The 15,517-nt window shown below is 62.9% G+C and carries 17 protein-coding genes; 8 read left to right on the forward strand and 9 right to left on the reverse strand.

Annotation, left to right across the window (positions count from 1 at the left end; genetic code table 11):
* Position 1: 1 nt before the first annotated feature.
* From ACWPM1_RS07370 to ACWPM1_RS07390, 5 genes are all read right to left on the reverse strand, one after another.
* Positions 2-295 (reverse strand): PilZ domain-containing protein, encoded by a 294-nt coding sequence (locus ACWPM1_RS07370; protein ID WP_455694191.1) that lies wholly within the window; start codon positions 293-295, stop codon positions 2-4.
* Positions 296-341: 46 nt separating this feature from the next.
* On the reverse strand, positions 342-1,064 hold the full coding sequence (locus tag ACWPM1_RS07375) for a hypothetical protein (RefSeq protein WP_455694192.1): 723 nt from the start codon (positions 1,062-1,064) through the stop codon (positions 342-344).
* Between the two features lie 51 nt (positions 1,065-1,115).
* Positions 1,116-1,967, reverse strand: a complete 852-nt coding sequence (locus ACWPM1_RS07380) for an AAA family ATPase (RefSeq protein WP_455694193.1) — start codon at positions 1,965-1,967, stop codon at positions 1,116-1,118.
* Positions 1,968-2,030: 63 nt separating this feature from the next.
* Positions 2,031-4,007: a DNA topoisomerase IV subunit B gene (gene parE, locus ACWPM1_RS07385; protein ID WP_455694194.1), complete on the reverse strand. Its 1,977-nt coding sequence runs from the start codon at positions 4,005-4,007 to the stop codon at positions 2,031-2,033.
* 57 nt (positions 4,008-4,064) lie between these two features.
* Positions 4,065-5,234 (reverse strand): penicillin-binding protein activator, encoded by a 1,170-nt coding sequence (locus tag ACWPM1_RS07390; RefSeq protein WP_455694195.1) that lies wholly within the window; start codon positions 5,232-5,234, stop codon positions 4,065-4,067.
* A gap of 38 nt (positions 5,235-5,272) precedes the next feature.
* Between ACWPM1_RS07390 and rsmI the strand changes: the two genes are divergently transcribed.
* From rsmI to ACWPM1_RS07410, 4 genes are read left to right on the forward strand one after another with little or no spacing between them, the layout of a single operon-like run.
* The gene (gene rsmI, locus ACWPM1_RS07395) at positions 5,273-6,118 is read left to right on the forward strand and encodes a 16S rRNA (cytidine(1402)-2'-O)-methyltransferase (RefSeq protein ID WP_455694196.1); all 846 of its coding nucleotides are present in this window, start codon (positions 5,273-5,275) and stop codon (positions 6,116-6,118) included.
* Entirely contained in the window at positions 6,115-6,465 is a 351-nt protein-coding gene (locus ACWPM1_RS07400; RefSeq protein ID WP_455694197.1) for a YraN family protein, read from the forward strand. The genes rsmI and ACWPM1_RS07400 overlap by 4 nt, the downstream gene beginning before the upstream one ends.
* Positions 6,466-6,474: 9 nt before the next feature.
* The gene (gshB, locus tag ACWPM1_RS07405; protein WP_455694198.1) at positions 6,475-7,428 is read left to right on the forward strand and encodes a glutathione synthase; all 954 of its coding nucleotides are present in this window, start codon (positions 6,475-6,477) and stop codon (positions 7,426-7,428) included.
* 41 nt (positions 7,429-7,469) lie between these two features.
* Positions 7,470-8,933: a serine hydrolase domain-containing protein gene (locus tag ACWPM1_RS07410; protein ID WP_455694199.1), complete on the forward strand. Its 1,464-nt coding sequence runs from the start codon at positions 7,470-7,472 to the stop codon at positions 8,931-8,933.
* A 59-nt stretch (positions 8,934-8,992) separates the two neighbouring features.
* Here the strand turns inward: ACWPM1_RS07410 and rplI are convergent, their stop codons facing one another.
* Genes rplI through rpsF form a run of 3 tightly spaced genes read right to left on the reverse strand, consistent with a single transcriptional unit; the run spans position 8,993 to position 10,206 of the window.
* Entirely contained in the window at positions 8,993-9,604 is a 612-nt protein-coding gene (gene rplI / locus ACWPM1_RS07415) for a 50S ribosomal protein L9 (protein ID WP_455694200.1), read from the reverse strand.
* Between the two features lie 12 nt (positions 9,605-9,616).
* Positions 9,617-9,841 carry a 30S ribosomal protein S18 gene (gene rpsR / locus ACWPM1_RS07420; RefSeq protein WP_455694201.1) on the reverse strand — a complete coding sequence of 75 codons (225 nt, stop codon included), beginning with the start codon at positions 9,839-9,841 and terminating at the stop codon, positions 9,617-9,619.
* A complete protein-coding gene (gene rpsF, locus ACWPM1_RS07425; protein ID WP_455694202.1) occupies positions 9,841-10,206 on the reverse strand; it encodes a 30S ribosomal protein S6 in 366 nt (121 codons plus the stop codon). Before rpsF ends, rpsR begins: the two co-directional genes overlap by 1 nt.
* A 181-nt stretch (positions 10,207-10,387) precedes the next feature.
* Between rpsF and ACWPM1_RS07430 the strand changes: the two genes are divergently transcribed.
* Positions 10,388-11,356, forward strand: a complete 969-nt coding sequence (locus ACWPM1_RS07430) for a DUF808 domain-containing protein (RefSeq protein WP_455694203.1) — start codon at positions 10,388-10,390, stop codon at positions 11,354-11,356.
* 6 nt (positions 11,357-11,362) lie between these two features.
* Here the strand turns inward: ACWPM1_RS07430 and ACWPM1_RS07435 are convergent, their stop codons facing one another.
* Positions 11,363-12,778: a glutamate ligase domain-containing protein gene (locus ACWPM1_RS07435; RefSeq protein WP_455694204.1), complete on the reverse strand. Its 1,416-nt coding sequence runs from the start codon at positions 12,776-12,778 to the stop codon at positions 11,363-11,365.
* Between the two features lie 59 nt (positions 12,779-12,837).
* Between ACWPM1_RS07435 and ACWPM1_RS07440 the strand changes: the two genes are divergently transcribed.
* From ACWPM1_RS07440 to fabG, 3 genes are read left to right on the forward strand one after another with little or no spacing between them, the layout of a single operon-like run.
* A complete protein-coding gene (locus ACWPM1_RS07440; RefSeq protein ID WP_455694205.1) occupies positions 12,838-13,671 on the forward strand; it encodes an LD-carboxypeptidase in 834 nt (277 codons plus the stop codon).
* Between the two features lie 23 nt (positions 13,672-13,694).
* Positions 13,695-14,633 (forward strand): ACP S-malonyltransferase, encoded by a 939-nt coding sequence (fabD, locus tag ACWPM1_RS07445; RefSeq protein ID WP_455694206.1) that lies wholly within the window; start codon positions 13,695-13,697, stop codon positions 14,631-14,633.
* Entirely contained in the window at positions 14,633-15,385 is a 753-nt protein-coding gene (gene fabG, locus ACWPM1_RS07450) for a 3-oxoacyl-[acyl-carrier-protein] reductase (protein WP_455694207.1), read from the forward strand. Before fabD ends, fabG begins: the two co-directional genes overlap by 1 nt.
* Positions 15,386-15,517 lie beyond the last annotated feature (132 nt).

Below are 15,517 nucleotides of genomic sequence, written 5' to 3' on the forward strand. Positions count from 1 at the left end.
ACTAGCGCGAAAGGCGCAAGCGGATGTGATCGAACATCGGGCCATAGAGCCGGTGTTCAAACTCGATCCCGACGTAGCCGGCGTCTTGCCACCGGACGGTCGCGCTATATGGACCCAAGGTCTCGATCCGCAATGAAATCTCAGCGCCCGGCATGAGGCTCGAGAACTTGTCGTAGAAGCGGCAGCCAGTTTCCGACAGGTCCTTGATGGGCACGTCGCGCCTCACGCCTGAAGACATACGATACTGCCCCCAGACTTCTATTTCGTGGCGACCCTCTTTGCGGGCTTCCCCCATGGGCGCGCCTTATCGGGCAATTGCGCCCAGCCTTCGACTACATAGGTTATTGGGATGAATGGGCTGCCGTTGGCCGACACGTGCGCCATGCCGCCCAGAGCAGCATAGTTACCCAGGCGACGGCAATCGTACCAACTGCTGACTCGCCCCAGCGCATCGGCGCGGCGAGACCAAACCAGATCACAATCGCGGGCGGAAGACATAGCAACACCGGCAGCCAAGCACGCTGTCGCGCGAGAGCGAGAGCGGCACACCCGCAGGCGACCGCCAGTGCAATGAACTTCGACCAAACCGGTAATGGGAGGATTGTCAACTCGGGAGCAGGAGTCGCCATGTCGTAGTTGATGGACAAGAGCAGCACATTTTCGATGGCGTCTGAGACCGCAGCGAACGGTCCCAGCCACCCCGCCAACCACCAGCGATCGTTGCCAGTCGCCCACGCGGTAGCACCGAAGAACGCAAGGACGAACGAACCGTATACGACCATGAAAACGTAATCGAGCACGTTGCCTTGCATCATGCCGGCTATGCGGGAATCGCGTAGCGGATCGCCGGGCACGCCGAAAACGGCGTCGAGGTGAGCCGAGTTTCGCGCGAACTCAAAAGCGAGAACCGGATTTTCGACAGATGCGCCACGGATCGGGTGCGCCAGCGCCGAGGGCATGAACAGGCCGAAGCTCTGCGATACCGCCAGCGTGGCTAGGCCCCACAGCAGACAGGCGCGCCAACTGCCCCAACCAGCATGACGTAGGTTGGGGCGGAGTGCCACGTCTCAGGCCCGGGAAATGTCTGCCGGCCGCAGACGCTGCGCCGGCATCCGTCAGGCGCCCTGCCGGCGGGCCATGAAGGCGAGGCGCTCGAACAGCATCACGTCTTGTTCGTTCTTAAGCAAGGCGCCGTGGAGCGGAGGGATCGCCTTGGTGGGATCGCGGTCCTGCAGCACCTCGAGCGGCATGTCCTCGTTGAGGAGTAGTTTCAGCCAATCGAGCAGTTCACTGGTCGAGGGCTTCTTCTTGAGGCCCGGCACCTCGCGGATCTCGTAGAACACATCCATCGCCTTCGTAACGAGCACCTTCTGTATTCCCGGATAGTGGACCTCAATGATCTCGCGCATCGTGTCGCGGTCAGGGAACTTGATGTAGTGGAAGAAGCAGCGGCGCAGGAATGCGTCGGGTAGCTCCTTTTCGTTGTTCGACGTGATGACCACGATTGGCCGCTCCTGTGCGGCGATCGTCTCCTGTGTCTCGTAGACGTCGAACCGCATTCGATCGAGTTCTTGGAGCAGATCGTTGGGAAACTCGATATCGGCCTTGTCGATCTCGTCGATCAGCAGAACCGGAAGCCTCGGCGACGTGAAAGCGTCCCAAAGCTTTCCACGCCTGATGTAATTGCGGATGTCGTGGACCCGCTCGTCGCCGAGTTGGCCGTCGCGTAGGCGGGCGACTGCATCATACTCGTACAGTCCCTGGTGCGCCTTCGTGGTGGACTTGACGTTCCACTCGATCAACGGCGCATCTATTGCTTTGGCAATCTCGTAGGCCAGAACGGTCTTTCCGGTACCCGGCTCACCCTTCACCAGCAGGGGCCGCCGCAACGTGACAGCTGCGTTCACCGCGACCTTGAGGTCCTCCGTGGCAATGTAATTGCTCGTGCCCTCAAACCGCTCGATCATACCCGATCTTCCTTTTTCCACTTACGTAAGCGGTAAGCGGGGCGGGCCGGAAGCGCAATATGCTTAGGCGTCGATCAGATCGCGGTCGACGTCAGCGGCATGGTTCTGAATGAAGTTGAAGCGGTGCTCGGGATTGCGGCCCATAAGCTGGTCCACCAACTCGGAAATCGCATGGCGCTGTTCGTGTTCGGGGGGCAGGGTGATCCGGATGAGGCTTCGGGTGGCCGGATTCATCGTCGTCTCCCGCAACTGTTGCGGGTTCATTTCGCCAAGGCCTTTGAACCGCGCGACCTCGACCTTGCGGCCCTTGAACTGGGTGGCTTCGAGCTCTGCACGGTGGGCATCGTCCCGCGCGTAGGCGCTCTCCTTGCCCGCAGTAAGCCGGTACAGCGGAGGCTGGGCGAGGAACAGGTGCCCCCTCTTCACAACCTCGGCCATCTCCTGGAAGAAGAACGTCATCAGCAGCGTCGCGATATGCGCCCCGTCGACGTCAGCGTCGGTCATGATCACGATGCGGTCGTAGCGGAGGGCGTCCGGGCTACAGTCCTTGCGACTACCGCAGCCCAGCGCGAGCAGCAGGTCGGCTATCTCGCTGTTGGCGCGAATCTTGTCGGCGCTGGCGCTGGCGACATTCAGGATTTTGCCACGGATAGGCAGGATTGCCTGGGTCTTGCGATCTCGCGCCTGCTTGGCGCTGCCGCCGGCGCTGTCGCCCTCGACGATGAATAATTCAGTCTCGCCATCCCCTTCGCCGGAACAGTCGGTCAGCTTCCCGGGGAGGCGGAGCTTGCGGGCGTTGGTCGCGGTCTTGCGCTTCACCTCGCGCTCTGCCTTGCGCTTCAGGCGCTCGTCCATGCGCTCCATGATCGCTGCCAGCAGCGCGCGCCCGCGTTCCATGTTGTCCGAAAGGAAATGATCGAAATGGTCGCGAACGGCGTTTTCAACCAGCCGCGCCGCCTCGGGCGAGGTCAGGCGGTCCTTGGTCTGGCTCTGGAACTGCGGATCGCGGATGAAGACGCTAAGCATGATCTCCGCGCCGGTCATCACGTCGTCGGCCGAAATGTCTCTGGCCTTCTTCTGCCCCACCAGTTCACCGAAAGCGCGAACGCCCTTGGTGAGCGCCGCACGCAGGCCTTGTTCGTGGGTGCCTCCATCCGGCGTCGGGACCGTATTGCAGTACCAACTGAACGCGCCGTCGGACCATAGTGGCCAGGCAATGGCCCATTCGACCCGGCCTTGATCTTCAGGAAAGTCTTGTCGTCCTGCAAACGGCTGGCTGGTCACGCACTCGCGGCCCCCGACTTGCTCCGCGAGATGATCGGCCAAGCCCCCGGGAAACTGGAACACGGCCTCGGCCGGGACATCTTCGGATACCAAAGACGGAGCGCACTTCCAGCGGATTTCAACTCCCGCGTAAAGATACGCCTTTGAGCGGGCCAGCTTAAATAGGCGAATGGGACTGAACTCCCGATCGCCGAATATCTCAGGGTCTGGCCTGAAGGCTACCATCGTCCCACGACGGTTAGCGGTCCCGCCGAGACGCTGGATCGAGCCGGTAGGCGTGCCTTTGGAAAATTCTTGCGCGTACAGTTCTTTGTTGCGGGCGACTTCGACCCTCGTCTCGTCACTCAGTGCGTTGACCACCGAAACGCCCACGCCGTGAAGACCGCCACTGGTCGCATAGGCCTTCCCCGAAAACTTGCCGCCTGAGTGAAGGGTGGTGAGGATAACTTCGAGCGTCGACTTCCCCGGGAACTTGGGATGCTCTTCGACCGGAATGCCTCGGCCGTTATCGGATATTTTCAGTCGGTTCCCTTCGCCGAGTTCAACCTCGATCCGGTTGGCGTGCCCGGCGACCGCCTCGTCCATGGCATTGTCGAGAACCTCGGCAGCCAGGTGGTGCAGGGCGCGATCGTCCGTGCCGCCGATATACATGCCGGGCCGGCGACGAACCGGCTCGAGCCCCTCGAGGACCTCGATCGACGATGCATCGTATTCATCGCTGGTAGCGGTAGCGTTGGTGAACAGGTCGTCGGACATCGGCCTGCGCTATAGGCCGCGCCTTCGCGCGCCTTCAAGCTGAGGTGCGAGTTATCATCAGTCCGGGAACGCCGCCGGGGCGGGCTCGACGATAGCCACGGAACCGTCACGAACCTCGCGCACCTCCATAGTCCGCTCGACGACCCCCGATGGCCCGAAGCGGAAAGCTCCGTCGAGGCCGAGGAAACCGCCGGAGTCGCGCAGGCGAGCAACGGGGAAGTCTCGGCCAGGTCGCCAATCGCGGGCAATGCGGAGGGCGAGCAAGACTGAATCGTAGCCCAGCGTCGAAATCCGATATGGTTGCGCCCCGAAGCGCGCTTTATAGCTGTCGGAGAAGCGCTTGAACCGACTGTCCGAAACTGCAGAGAACCAGGCGCCGCGCAGCGCTGGGGTGCGAGTGACATCGCCTTCGCCGCTCCACAATTCGGTGCCAAGAACGCGGACGGAGCCGGCGCCCCGCGGTCGGACCACCGCCGCGGCCTGTCCGGCCAGGCGAGCGCTGTCGGCAATCAAAACCGCATCAAAACCGCCCTGTTGAGCAAGTCGCGTGGCAGAACTGACGATCGACGTATTGCCCCGGGCGTAGGTCTCTACGCCGGCCAGCGTTCCTCCATTTCGAGACACAGCCGTGCGAAACGCTGCTGCCGCCCGTTCGCCATACTCCCCTTCCGGAACGATCGCAGCGAAGCGGGCCGAGCCGCGCGCCCGGGCGTAACCGACCGTGCGGGCAACCGACTGCTCCGGCGCTTGGCCGATCACAAAGACGTCGGGCCCCGCAACTGAGCTGTCATTCGACATCGTGATAAGCGGAACATTGGCGGGTTTCGCTTCGCCGAGGACCTGAGCCACATCTTGCGACATCAATGGACCGAGAATCAGCTTGCTACCGTCGGCAATCGCGCGCCGCGCCGCGGCCTGGGCTCCGCCTGCGGTATCGTATGTGGTTATGCGCAAGTTGTCGGCATTGGTGTCGAGCAAAGCCATTGTTGTTGCGTTAGCGATGGATTGGCCGACAGCGCCGTTCGTACCCGACATTGGCGCCAGCAAGGCGACGCGGTGGCGGCTTTCGTCAGTTGGCAAACCGTTCGCCGAAGAGGAGGGAGACGGCGTCGGAACCGGTGCGGGACTGGGTGCCGATCCGCCGCCCGGAATGATCTTGCATCCCGCAAGCAGCAGCGCGGCCCCGACCACCATCACTCTGCGACGATCGATGCTGAACACGTTCATGCTTGCCGCTCCACGTGTCGCTGTCCATGAGGCATGTCGTGCCTCATCGAACATCCGCGACCTTGCCCCCGGGGCTCTACATTGTCGCAACGCCGATTGGCAATCTCGGCGACATCACCTTTCGTGCGGCAGAGGTCCTGCGCTCATGCGACGCCGTCGCGTGCGAAGACACGCGCGTGACAGGCAAGCTCATGAAACATCTAGGAAGTTCGAAGCCGCTGTGGAGGTACGACGACCACGCGAGCGAGAAGGACAGGTTGCGCCTAATCGAAGTGATGCGGACCCAGGCCATTGCGCTGGTCAGCGACGCCGGAACGCCCCTCGTCTCCGACCCGGGTTATCGGCTGGTGCGAGATACCCGGGCGGCGGGAGTTGCAGTGACGACCTTGCCTGGGGCTTGCGCTGCCGTTGCCGGCCTTACCCTTTCAGGAATGCCCAACGACCGCTTTCTGTTCGCGGGGTTCCTGCCAGCGAAGGACAAGGCCCGCCGCGATGCGTTGCTTGAATTGGCTTCCGTCCCGGCGACGCTCGTCTTTTACGAGACCGCTCCTCGTCTGACGAAGTCCCTGGCTTCGGTAGCAGAGATGCTGCCCGGTCGCGAGGTTGCCGTTGCGCGAGAATTGACCAAGCTTCACGAGGAGTGCCGGACCGGTTCGGCGGCCAGTTTGATCGCTCACTTCACAGGCCGTCCACCCAAGGGGGAGATCGTATTGTTGGTGGCGCCTCCGGTCGCCGAGCATGCTAGCGGGGACGAAGCTGAAGCACTGCTCGGGCAGGCTCTAGAGACGATGAAGCCCTCCCAAGCGGCTGGCGCAGTAGCGAAGGCGACGGGCCTTGATCGCAAAGCGTTGTACGCCCGCGCGCTCGAGCTGCGCAGCGAATGAAACGCCAGAAGGCTGAGCGAGAGGGGCGTCGCGGCGAGCTCGCCGCGGAACTCTACTTGCGCGCCAAGGGATGGTCGATCCTCGCCCGCCGTCGAAAAACGCCGTTGGGCGAGATCGACCTCGTGGCACGCCGCGCAAGGACGGTCGCCTTCGTGGAAGTGAAATGGCGCAAGCGCGCGGACGATCTTGGGCTAGCGATCGACGAATACCGGCTCAGGCGTGTGGCCGCAGCAGCGGAGGCAGTCGCACATGAGTACGCCACCGAAGGCGAAGATTTGCGCGTCGACGTGATCCTGCTTGCGCCGGGGCGTCTGCCGCAGCACATCGTCAACGCGTATATGCCTTGAGGAACTAGAATGACCCTTCGCGTCGCGGTCCAGATGGACCCGCTCGAAAGCATCAATGTCGCCGGCGACTCCAGCTTTGCCCTCATGATGAGCGGCCAGAGTAGAGGGCATGAACTGTTTCATTACGATGTCGGCGATCTGACGCTCGACGCGGACGACCGCCTGATCGCTCGAGCGCGGCAGGTGCGGGTGAGCCGAGACGCGGGCAGCCACTTTTCCGTCGGCGAGAGTCGACTGCTGGACCTCAGGCGCGACGTGGACGTGGTGCTGATGCGGCAGGATCCGCCGTTCCACATGGGCTACATCACGGCGACCCACTTGTTGGAGCGGATCGAGAACGAAACCCTGGTAGTCAACAATCCGCGTTCCGTCCGCAACGCGCCCGAAAAGGTGCTGGTGCTCGACTATCGGGAGTTCATGCCGCCGACACTCGTTACACGGTCGGTTGAAGCGGTGCGAGAGTTCCAGCGGCAGCATGGGGCAGTGGTGGTCAAGCCGATCCACGGCAACGGCGGGAAGGCGATCTTCCGCGTGCCCGCAGAGGGGGACAACCTATCGGCGCTGTTCGAGGTGTTTAACCAGACATGGCCGGAGCCCCACATGGTCCAGCCGTTTCTCCCCGAGGTTGCAGAGGGAGATAAGCGGATCGTCCTGATAGACGGCGAGGTGGCCGGGGCCATCAACCGCAAGCCGGGCGAGGGGGAGTTCCGCTCCAATCTCGCCGTAGGAGGCACCGCCGAGGCCACGGATCTCAGTGCAAGGGAGCAGGAAATCTGCGCCGCAATGGGGCCTCGCCTAAAGCAACTGGGGCTGATCTTCGTCGGCATCGACGTGATTGGTGGCAAATGGCTTACCGAAATCAACGTCACCAGCCCTACCGGGATAGTCGCGATCGACCGGTTTAACGGCACCGATACTGCGGGGCTTATCTGGGACGCCATCGAAGTGAGGCTCGCTCGATGAGTCGGCTGGCGGCGAGAGTGTTGGCCGGCGCTTCGCTCTCGATGACCGCGCCACTAGTCGCGCAAGAGGCGCCATCGGTGTCGACCATCGAAGCGATGGCCGCTGACATTCGCGCCAATTACGACCGCGCCCGGATCGATGCGAATGTGCCGGGCACCGTCTATGGAGTGGTGCAAGGGGGTAAACTGGTCCTCATCGAGGGCCTCGGAGTCCGCGATGCGGATTCACTTCGCCCCGTCGATGCCGATACGCGTTTTCGCATCGCTTCCATGTCGAAGGCCTTCACCGCTCTCGCGGTCCTCCACTTGCGCGATCAAGGGAAGATCGCGCTGGATGCGCCGGCCTCTCGGTATGTCCCCGAATTAGCGACCTGGAAGAGTGCCACCACGGATGCGCGCGCGATTACGGTAGGCGACCTGCTGCATCACACCGCTGGCCTCGTCACCGACGATCCGTGGGGCGATCGTCAGCAGGTCCTGAGCGAACCCGAATTCACGGCGCTCATAAATTCGGGCGCCGATTTCGCGAACTCGCCGGGAATTCGCCACGAATACTCCAACTACGGATACGCGCTGCTCGGTCGGATCATCGGCAATGTCAGCGGCAGAAGCTTCCAGGATTACATCCGCGAAACGATCATGTTGCCACTCGGAATGGCCTCGACGTCGTACGATGTCATGGCCAGTCCCCCCGGTTCCCGCGCGCTTGGTTACCGCTGGCAGGACGGGGCGTGGGTGCGCGAGCCCGATATGCGCGATGGCGCATTCGGCGCAATGGGCGGGGTGGAGACCACGGCCAACGATTACGCGAAATGGATGGCATTCCTGCTTTCGGCGTGGCCGGCTCGGGATGCTCCCGAGGATGGTCCAGTGAAGCGTTCGACCGTACGCGATCTGGTTTCGTCGATCGCCTATATGCCCCCGATCGAGCGCTCGAAAGACCTTGGCGACCCGTGCCGCCAGTCGATCGGTTACGGTGCCGGGCTGCGCGTTGTCGGTGATTGCGACCTTGGCCGCGTGCTTACCCACGGGGGTGGCTACCCCGGCTACGGGTCGAACATGGTGCTTTTGCCTGATGCCGGCATGGGCGCGTTCGTGTTCAACAACCGCACCTACACCGGACTTGGCACCGCTAATCTGCGCACCTTGCTCATGCTGCGCCGGGTCGGCGCCATACCCGACCGGCCTGTCGCCGTGTCGCCCGAGCTGTCCGAAGCCTATTTGCTGGTCAGGGGTGCTTGGACTTCAGGAAGCTTGGCGGGTTTGCCGCTCGCCGGCAACGTCGCGCTCGACAAGGATTTGCCGAGGCGCGCGCGGGAACTCGCCGAGATCAAAGGCAAGGTTGGCCAGTGCGCCGTGACCGAAGGATTGACTGCGTCCTCTGACATGGCGGCAAGCTTCGTTTGGATCTGCGCGAACGGCAAAGTGGCCGGGCGAATCCTGCGAGCGCCGACTGCAAAGCTCGAGCTTCAAGTGATCGACTTTACCGCGATTCCGAACGAATGATCGAAAAGGAAGGGGCGCCGGTCACCCGGCGCCCCTCGATGTTCCTCGGAAAGAAGTGCTCAGTCTTGATCCGAAGCCTGAGCCCGTTCCTCGAGCAGGTCGGCCGGGATCTCGCCCGGCTCGAGCGAACGATCGACCTCTTCGGTGAACCCTTCGCTCTCGGCACGCTCTTCCTCGGCCATGACGCCAATGACGTCGACGCCCTGGCGCTGCAACTCGGCCTCGTCGTCCGAACGGGCGACATTGGCCTTTACGGTCACGTGCACCTCAGGATGCAGCGCGATCGTGATATCGTGAATGCCGAGCGTCTTGATCGGATGGCCGAGCACGACCTGGCGTTTGTCCACCTTGTGGCCAGCGGCCTCCAGGCCCTGCACCACGTCGCGGACGCTAACCGAACCGTAAAGCTGGCCAGCGTTCGACGACGAGCGAATCAGCACGATCTCGGCACCCTCGATCGTGCCACCAGACTTCTCCGCCTCGCTGCGGCGCTCAGCGTTTTCTTTCTCCAAGCGATCGCGGTTGGTTTCGTAAACCTTGCGGTTCGCATCGTTGGCGCGAAGCGCCTTCTTCTGCGGGAGGAGGAAATTGCGGGCGTAGCCGTCCTTTACTTTGACGACGTCACCCATCGCGCCAAGTTTGGCGATGCGTTCGAGCAGGATGATTTCCATCGGTCCGCCTCCTTACTTCACAATGTAGGGAAGCAGGCCGATCTGGCGCGAACGCTTGATCGCTTGCGCGAGCTCGCGCTGCTTCTTTGCCGATACGGCGGTGATGCGGCTGGGAACGATCTTGCCCCGTTCGGACATGAAGCCCTGCAGCAAACGAACGTCCTTGTAATCGATCTTCGGCGCGGTCTTGCCTGAGAAGGGGCAAGACTTGCGGCGGCGGAAAAACGGGCGGGCCATCAGTCGCGCTCCTCACGGTCGCGGCGCGGCTTGCGGTCGCGGTCGCCCTTGCGCATCATCGCGCTCGGGCCGGTTTCGTGCTCATCGACACGCACGGTCAGGTAACGGATCACGTCTTCGTTGATCCGCGTCTGGCGCTCGAGCTCGGCAACGACGACGCCCGGACCTTCGATGTTGAGCAACACGAAATGTGCCTTGCGATTGCGGTCGATCTTGTAGGCGAGATTCTTGAGACCCCAGGTCTCGGTCTTGGTCACCTTGCCGTCGAGCTTCTCGACGATCTCGGTGGCCGTCGCGGCCAGTGCATCGACCTGAGCTTGGCTCAGGTCCTGGCGCGCGAGAAAGATGTGCTCGTAGAGAGCCATATTCTCGGTTCCTTGTGTCTGCCGATCGCTGACTGATCCGCGCGGATCGCGGGGCCCCTCCGGCTTTCTTGATCCTTGCCCGGGGGCGAGGAAGGCGCGCACATAACCAGATCCGGCACAAAAGCAAGCCTTGTGCGCTGCTCGCGGGACGGGCAGGGCGCCCGAAACCAGGGAGAAGCGAATGCCCGGCGGCCTCGTAGCGTTGCTCGACGATATCTCTGTCATCGCCAGAGTTGCGGCTGCGTCAATCGACGACGTGGGCGTCGCCGTTGGCAAGGCAGGCTCGAAGGCCGCCGGTGTCGTCATCGACGACGCGGCGGTGACCCCTTCTTACGTGACTGGGCTCGATCCGGCCCGCGAACTGCCTATCATTGCCAAGATCGCGAAGGGCAGCTTGAAGAACAAGCTTGTTTTTCTACTCCCCGGCGCTCTGCTGTTAAGTTGGTTTCTGCCGCAGGGCATCACCTACCTGCTCATCCTCGGCGGCACGTACCTTGCATTCGAAGGGGCCGAGAAAGTCCTCGAAAAGCTGGGCGGCGAAAAGCACGGCAAGACGCTCGAGGATGTGATCGAGGACCCTGCCAAGTTCGAGGAACAGCGTGTAGCCGGGGCTATCCGAACCGATTTGATTTTGTCAGCCGAGATAATGGCAATCTCCCTGAACGAGGTCGCTTCACTGACGGATAGCTTCTGGATGCGCGCGATAGCGCTGGCTGCTGTCGGGATTGCAATCACAGTCGTGGTGTACGGAGCGGTCGCGCTGATCGTGAAAATGGACGATGTAGGTTTACATCTTTCCGAACGACGATCGCAGGCTGCTCAAGCAACGGGTCGATTTCTCTTGCGAGCCATGCCGGTCTTGCTGACCGCGCTGTCGCTTGTGGGTACGATTGCGATGCTATGGGTCGGCGGGGGCATAGTCCTCCATGGGCTTCACGAACTAGGACTGCATGCGCCAGCCGATTGGGCGCACGGAATTCAACATGTTGTGGAGCACGGCGCTGGCAGGCTCGCGGGCGTCGCCGGTTGGACGACTTACGCCGCGATCTCCGCGATTGTGGGATTGGCCATCGGGCTCCTCGTCGTATTCGTTCTGCATAAGGTGCTGCGCATGGGTCACGGGCCCGGTGAGCACGCAGAGGCGCATTGATCGGCGCTACGGCAGCCTAAGTAACAGGTTCCGCGAAAACTCGGTCAGCGTGTCGTCGCGTGCGCCCATTACGGCGATACGGTCGCCGGGGCGGGCAAGGGCCTCTATGCGATCTGCAACCTCTTCCCGATCGGCGAAGTGCTCAGCGCAACCGCCCATGTCCCGTATTTTCTCGGCAATCTGGAACGCGCAGTCGTTCCGTTCGACCGTCCCGCCAAAATACAGAGGGTCACAGATGAGCGTGAGATCGTCAGGGCCTAGTTCGCGGGAGAATGTGTGAGCGAGTTCGCGGCCCATTTGCCGCAAGGGTCCGAAGCCGTGCGGCTGGAAGAACGCGAGCACCCGCCCCGGATGCCGCTTCAGCGCGCGCAGCGTTGCGGCGCACTTTTCGGGGTTATGGCCGAAGTCATCGATTACCGAGACTCCGGACGGACTGGTGCCGAGGATGTCGAAGCGCCGCGCCAATCCTGCGAAGTTAGCAAGGGCTCGCGTCGCATCGGCGACGGATACACCTGTTAGGCTGGCGCCGGCGATCGCAGCCAAAGCGTTCGACAGGTTGTGCATCCCGGGCATCGCTACTGCAAGCGGGTGATGCGAGCCGTCGCGGCGGTCCACGACGGTGGCGGCGATCGATGTCGGCGCGTCGACTATCGAATCCCGAAGCACCGACAACTGCGCATCGAGAGCGTCGAACCCGAAGCTAAGGCCAGCCAAACCCGCTGACAGCTCGGCGACCTCGGGATCATCTAGATTGACCGCCGCACTGTTAGTCGCGCGCAGGAAGTCGGCGAAGAGAAGGCGCAGCTCGTTCATGCTCTTGTGATCGAGACTGACATTGAGCAACACGCCCACTTTGGGCCGGTAAAGGGCTATGGACCCGTCACTCTCGTCGACTTCGCTAACGTAAAGGTCGCGCTGCCCTACTTTCGCACTCGCAAAAGGGTTCTCAGGCGAGGCAAAGTTCTTCATCACTGCGCCGTTCATGATCGTAGGTGCGCGACCGGTGTCGTGCAGGATCCAGCCGAGCATGGCAGTAACGGTGGACTTGCCGCTGGTTCCCGCGATCGCGACGCTTGTGTCGGCGGCATTGAACAGCGCGGAATTGAGCTGGGCGCGCGTCATCCGCGGACAGCCTAGCTGCCCGGCGCGAATGATTTCAGGGACCGTAGATTCGATGGCGGCACTGGCGACGACGATCTGGTTCGGGCTCGTCACGCCGCTGCCGTCTTGAGGAAACAGCTCGAACCCATTCCGTTCGAGCCAAGCGAACTTTTCGGCCGTGCGCCCCTGGTCACGGCTGCGGTCCGACCCTGCGACCTGGCCCCCCAAGCCATGGACGATCTGCGCCAGCGGCAGCATGCCCGATCCGCCAATTCCGCAGAAAAACCAGGGTTGGGTGGCGAGATCGAGGGGGCTGACCATAACTCCGCCCGTGCCTAGGCGGGGCTGACCGCGTTGTGAAGCGCTGCTAGGGCCCTTACATGACCCGCATCGCAATCTGCGCACCGGCGACCCCGATTTCCCGTGATGTGGCGGAACGTGTGACCGCGTTGGCGAGAAATGAGTTCCCCGGGCTCGAGCTTCGCTTTCACGATCAGTGCTTCGTGGCGCAAGGCCATTTCGCTGGTTCCGACGAAACCCGGCTGGCCGCTTTGCTCGATTGCGCCAACGATCCCGCAATCGAAACGGTCTGGTTCGCGAAAGGGGGCTACGGCACGAATCGCATTGCCGCTGCGGCGATCGAAGGAATGGGCGTGGATGCGCGCGAAAAGACCTTTTTCGGCTACTCCGACTGCGGATTTCTGCTCGGCGGGTTGTATGCGGCAAGACTAGGCAGGCCAGTCCACGGGCCCATGCCGGTCGACATTCGCCGAGACCAAGGCGACGAGGCAGTGCGCCGTGCTTTGGGTTGGTTCGCGGCAGACCGGGCGGGCCTCGAGCCGTCGGTGGGTCAAACCCGCACGGTGGCCTTCAATCTGATGACGCTGTCTTCAATCCTCGGGACATCGCTCATGCCCGACCTGACTGGCCATGTCGTCATGATCGAGGAGATTGCCGAGCATCTCTACGCCGTCGATCGCTTGCTGTTCCACGTAACGGCCAATCTTGCCCCCTGCGGCATCGCGGGCCTGCGCCTGGGCAGCGTCAGCAACGTGCCCGACAACGATCGGCCGTTCGGCTCCGAACCGGAGGCCATGACCCGCTACTGGTGCGACAAACACGGCATTCCTTATCTCGGGAAGGCCGATATCGGCCACTGCGCGGAGAACCGGATCGTTCCGTTCGGCCTTGTCGCGGAAGCCCGCCCGGAATAGGCGCACCGGCAAAGGAGAGGTGCATGCGCGCGTTCGTTTTCCCCGGCCAGGGGAGCCAGAAAGTCGGGATGGGTGTCGAGCTGGCGGCAGCCAGCCCTGCGGCCCGCGAGGTTCTCCAGGAAGTGGACGACGCGCTGGGGCAGAAACTATCTGCAATCATGGCCGAAGGCCCCGAGGAGCAGTTGACGCTTACCGAGAACGCCCAGCCGGCTATCATGGCGCATGCCATTTCCGTCCTGCGCGTGCTCGAGAAAGAGGGTGGCATTGTCCTGACCGACGTGGGTCAATGCGTTGCAGGTCACTCTCTGGGTGAATACACGGCGCTGTGCGCGGCCGGCGCATTCACGCTTGCCGATACCGCCCGCCTTCTCAAGCTTCGCGGCAAAGCGATGCAGGCCGCCGTACCGGTTGGGGTCGGCGCCATGTGCGCATTGCTCGGCGCGGATCTCGAGAAGGCCCAAGTGCTCGCCGATGCGTCCGCCGAAGGGCAAGTCTGCCAGGTCGCCAACGACAACGACCCGACCCAGGTCGTTCTTTCCGGCCATCGCGAGGCGATTGAACGCGCCGTGGCCCAGGTGAAGGACTTCGACATCAAGCGCGGCGTGCTATTGCCCGTTTCCGCCCCGTTCCATTGTGCTCTGATGCAGGGGGCCGCCGACGCCATGGCCGAAGCGCTCGGCCATACCCCGCCGCAGCCCTTCCGCCTGCCGCTGTATGCCAACGTAACGGCCGAGGCGGTGGAGGATCCCGCCGAGGAACAACGGCTGCTCGTCGAGCAGGTCTGCGGGCGAGTTCGCTGGCGCGAGAGCGTGCTGGCGATGCGTGCTGCGGGAGTTGAGCACTTTGTCGAGTTAGGCGGAAAGGTGCTCGGCCCCATGATCGGGCGAATCGATCCAGAAGCACGGGTGACCAGCGTAGTCTCGATGGCCGATATCGAGGAGCTGGCGAAGGAGATCGCATGATGTTCAATCTCGAAGGGATGACGGCGCTGGTCACCGGCGCGAGCGGCGGGATCGGCTCGGCGATCGCCACTTCACTCGCGCGTCAGGGTGCCCGGCTCGCGCTTTCGGGATCGAACGGCGAAAAGCTGCGGGTTTTCCGCGAGCAGCTTAATCGCGAGATCGGCGGCGACCATGTCGAGATCACCTGCGACCTGTCGAACACGACGCAGGTCGAGGAGTTGGTTCCCGCGGCGATCGACACCTTCGGCAAGCTCGACATCCTCGTGAACAATGCCGGCATCACCCGCGACAACCTCGCGATGCGGATGAAGGACGAAGAGTGGGATGCGGTCATCCGCATCAATCTCGAGGCCGCATTCCGCCTGATGCGCGCGGCCGCCAAGCCAATGATGAAGGCGCGCTTCGGGCGCATCGTCACCATCACCAGCGTGGTCGGCGCGACCGGCAACCCCGGTCAGGTCAACTACGCGGCGGCGAAGGGCGGGCTCACAGCCATGTCCAAAGCGCTGGCGCAGGAACTGGCAAGCCGAGGGGTCACGGTGAACTGCGTCGCCCCCGGTTTCATCCGCACGGCGATGACCGACCAGTTGCCCGACGCGCAGAAGGACGCGCTCAATGCGCGCATTCCGATGGGGAGGATGGGCGAGGGCAGCGACATCGGGGCAGCCGTTTCCTACCTTGCGAGCAAGGAGGCTGGTTATGTGACCGGGCAGACCCTGCACGTCAACGGCGGGATGGCGATGATCTCGTAAGCTGCGTTATCCCCAAGGAATCCGAGGCAGGACGCCTTCCAGCTTGCCCGTGGCCGCCTCCCCGCTAAGGATATTCGGGCAATTTCCGGCGCTCGCGGGCGATTCCGGCCCCGGTTTCGCAAGACGGGCGCG

The sequence above is a fragment of the Tsuneonella sp. HG249 genome (assembly GCF_053819205.1).

Coding starts and splice junctions, on each gene's coding strand:
- ACWPM1_RS07380 (WP_455694193.1), bottom strand. CDS start 1,967: ATGATCGAGCGGTTTGAGGGCACGAGCAATTACATTGCCACGGAGGAC.
- rpsR (WP_455694201.1), bottom strand. CDS start 9,841: ATGGCCCGCCCGTTTTTCCGCCGCCGCAAGTCTTGCCCCTTCTCAGGC.
- ACWPM1_RS07430 (WP_455694203.1), top strand. CDS start 10,388: ATGCCCGGCGGCCTCGTAGCGTTGCTCGACGATATCTCTGTCATCGCC.
- fabG (WP_455694207.1), top strand. CDS start 14,633: ATGTTCAATCTCGAAGGGATGACGGCGCTGGTCACCGGCGCGAGCGGC.
- ACWPM1_RS07410 (WP_455694199.1), top strand. CDS start 7,470: ATGACCGCGCCACTAGTCGCGCAAGAGGCGCCATCGGTGTCGACCATC.
- rpsF (WP_455694202.1), bottom strand. CDS start 10,206: ATGGCTCTCTACGAGCACATCTTTCTCGCGCGCCAGGACCTGAGCCAA.
- fabD (WP_455694206.1), top strand. CDS start 13,695: ATGCGCGCGTTCGTTTTCCCCGGCCAGGGGAGCCAGAAAGTCGGGATG.
- ACWPM1_RS07400 (WP_455694197.1), top strand. CDS start 6,115: ATGAAACGCCAGAAGGCTGAGCGAGAGGGGCGTCGCGGCGAGCTCGCC.
- rplI (WP_455694200.1), bottom strand. CDS start 9,604: ATGGAAATCATCCTGCTCGAACGCATCGCCAAACTTGGCGCGATGGGT.
- gshB (WP_455694198.1), top strand. CDS start 6,475: ATGACCCTTCGCGTCGCGGTCCAGATGGACCCGCTCGAAAGCATCAAT.
- ACWPM1_RS07390 (WP_455694195.1), bottom strand. CDS start 5,234: ATGAACGTGTTCAGCATCGATCGTCGCAGAGTGATGGTGGTCGGGGCC.
- ACWPM1_RS07440 (WP_455694205.1), top strand. CDS start 12,838: ATGACCCGCATCGCAATCTGCGCACCGGCGACCCCGATTTCCCGTGAT.
- ACWPM1_RS07435 (WP_455694204.1), bottom strand. CDS start 12,778: ATGGTCAGCCCCCTCGATCTCGCCACCCAACCCTGGTTTTTCTGCGGA.
- ACWPM1_RS07370 (WP_455694191.1), bottom strand. CDS start 295: ATGGGGGAAGCCCGCAAAGAGGGTCGCCACGAAATAGAAGTCTGGGGG.
- parE (WP_455694194.1), bottom strand. CDS start 4,007: ATGTCCGACGACCTGTTCACCAACGCTACCGCTACCAGCGATGAATAC.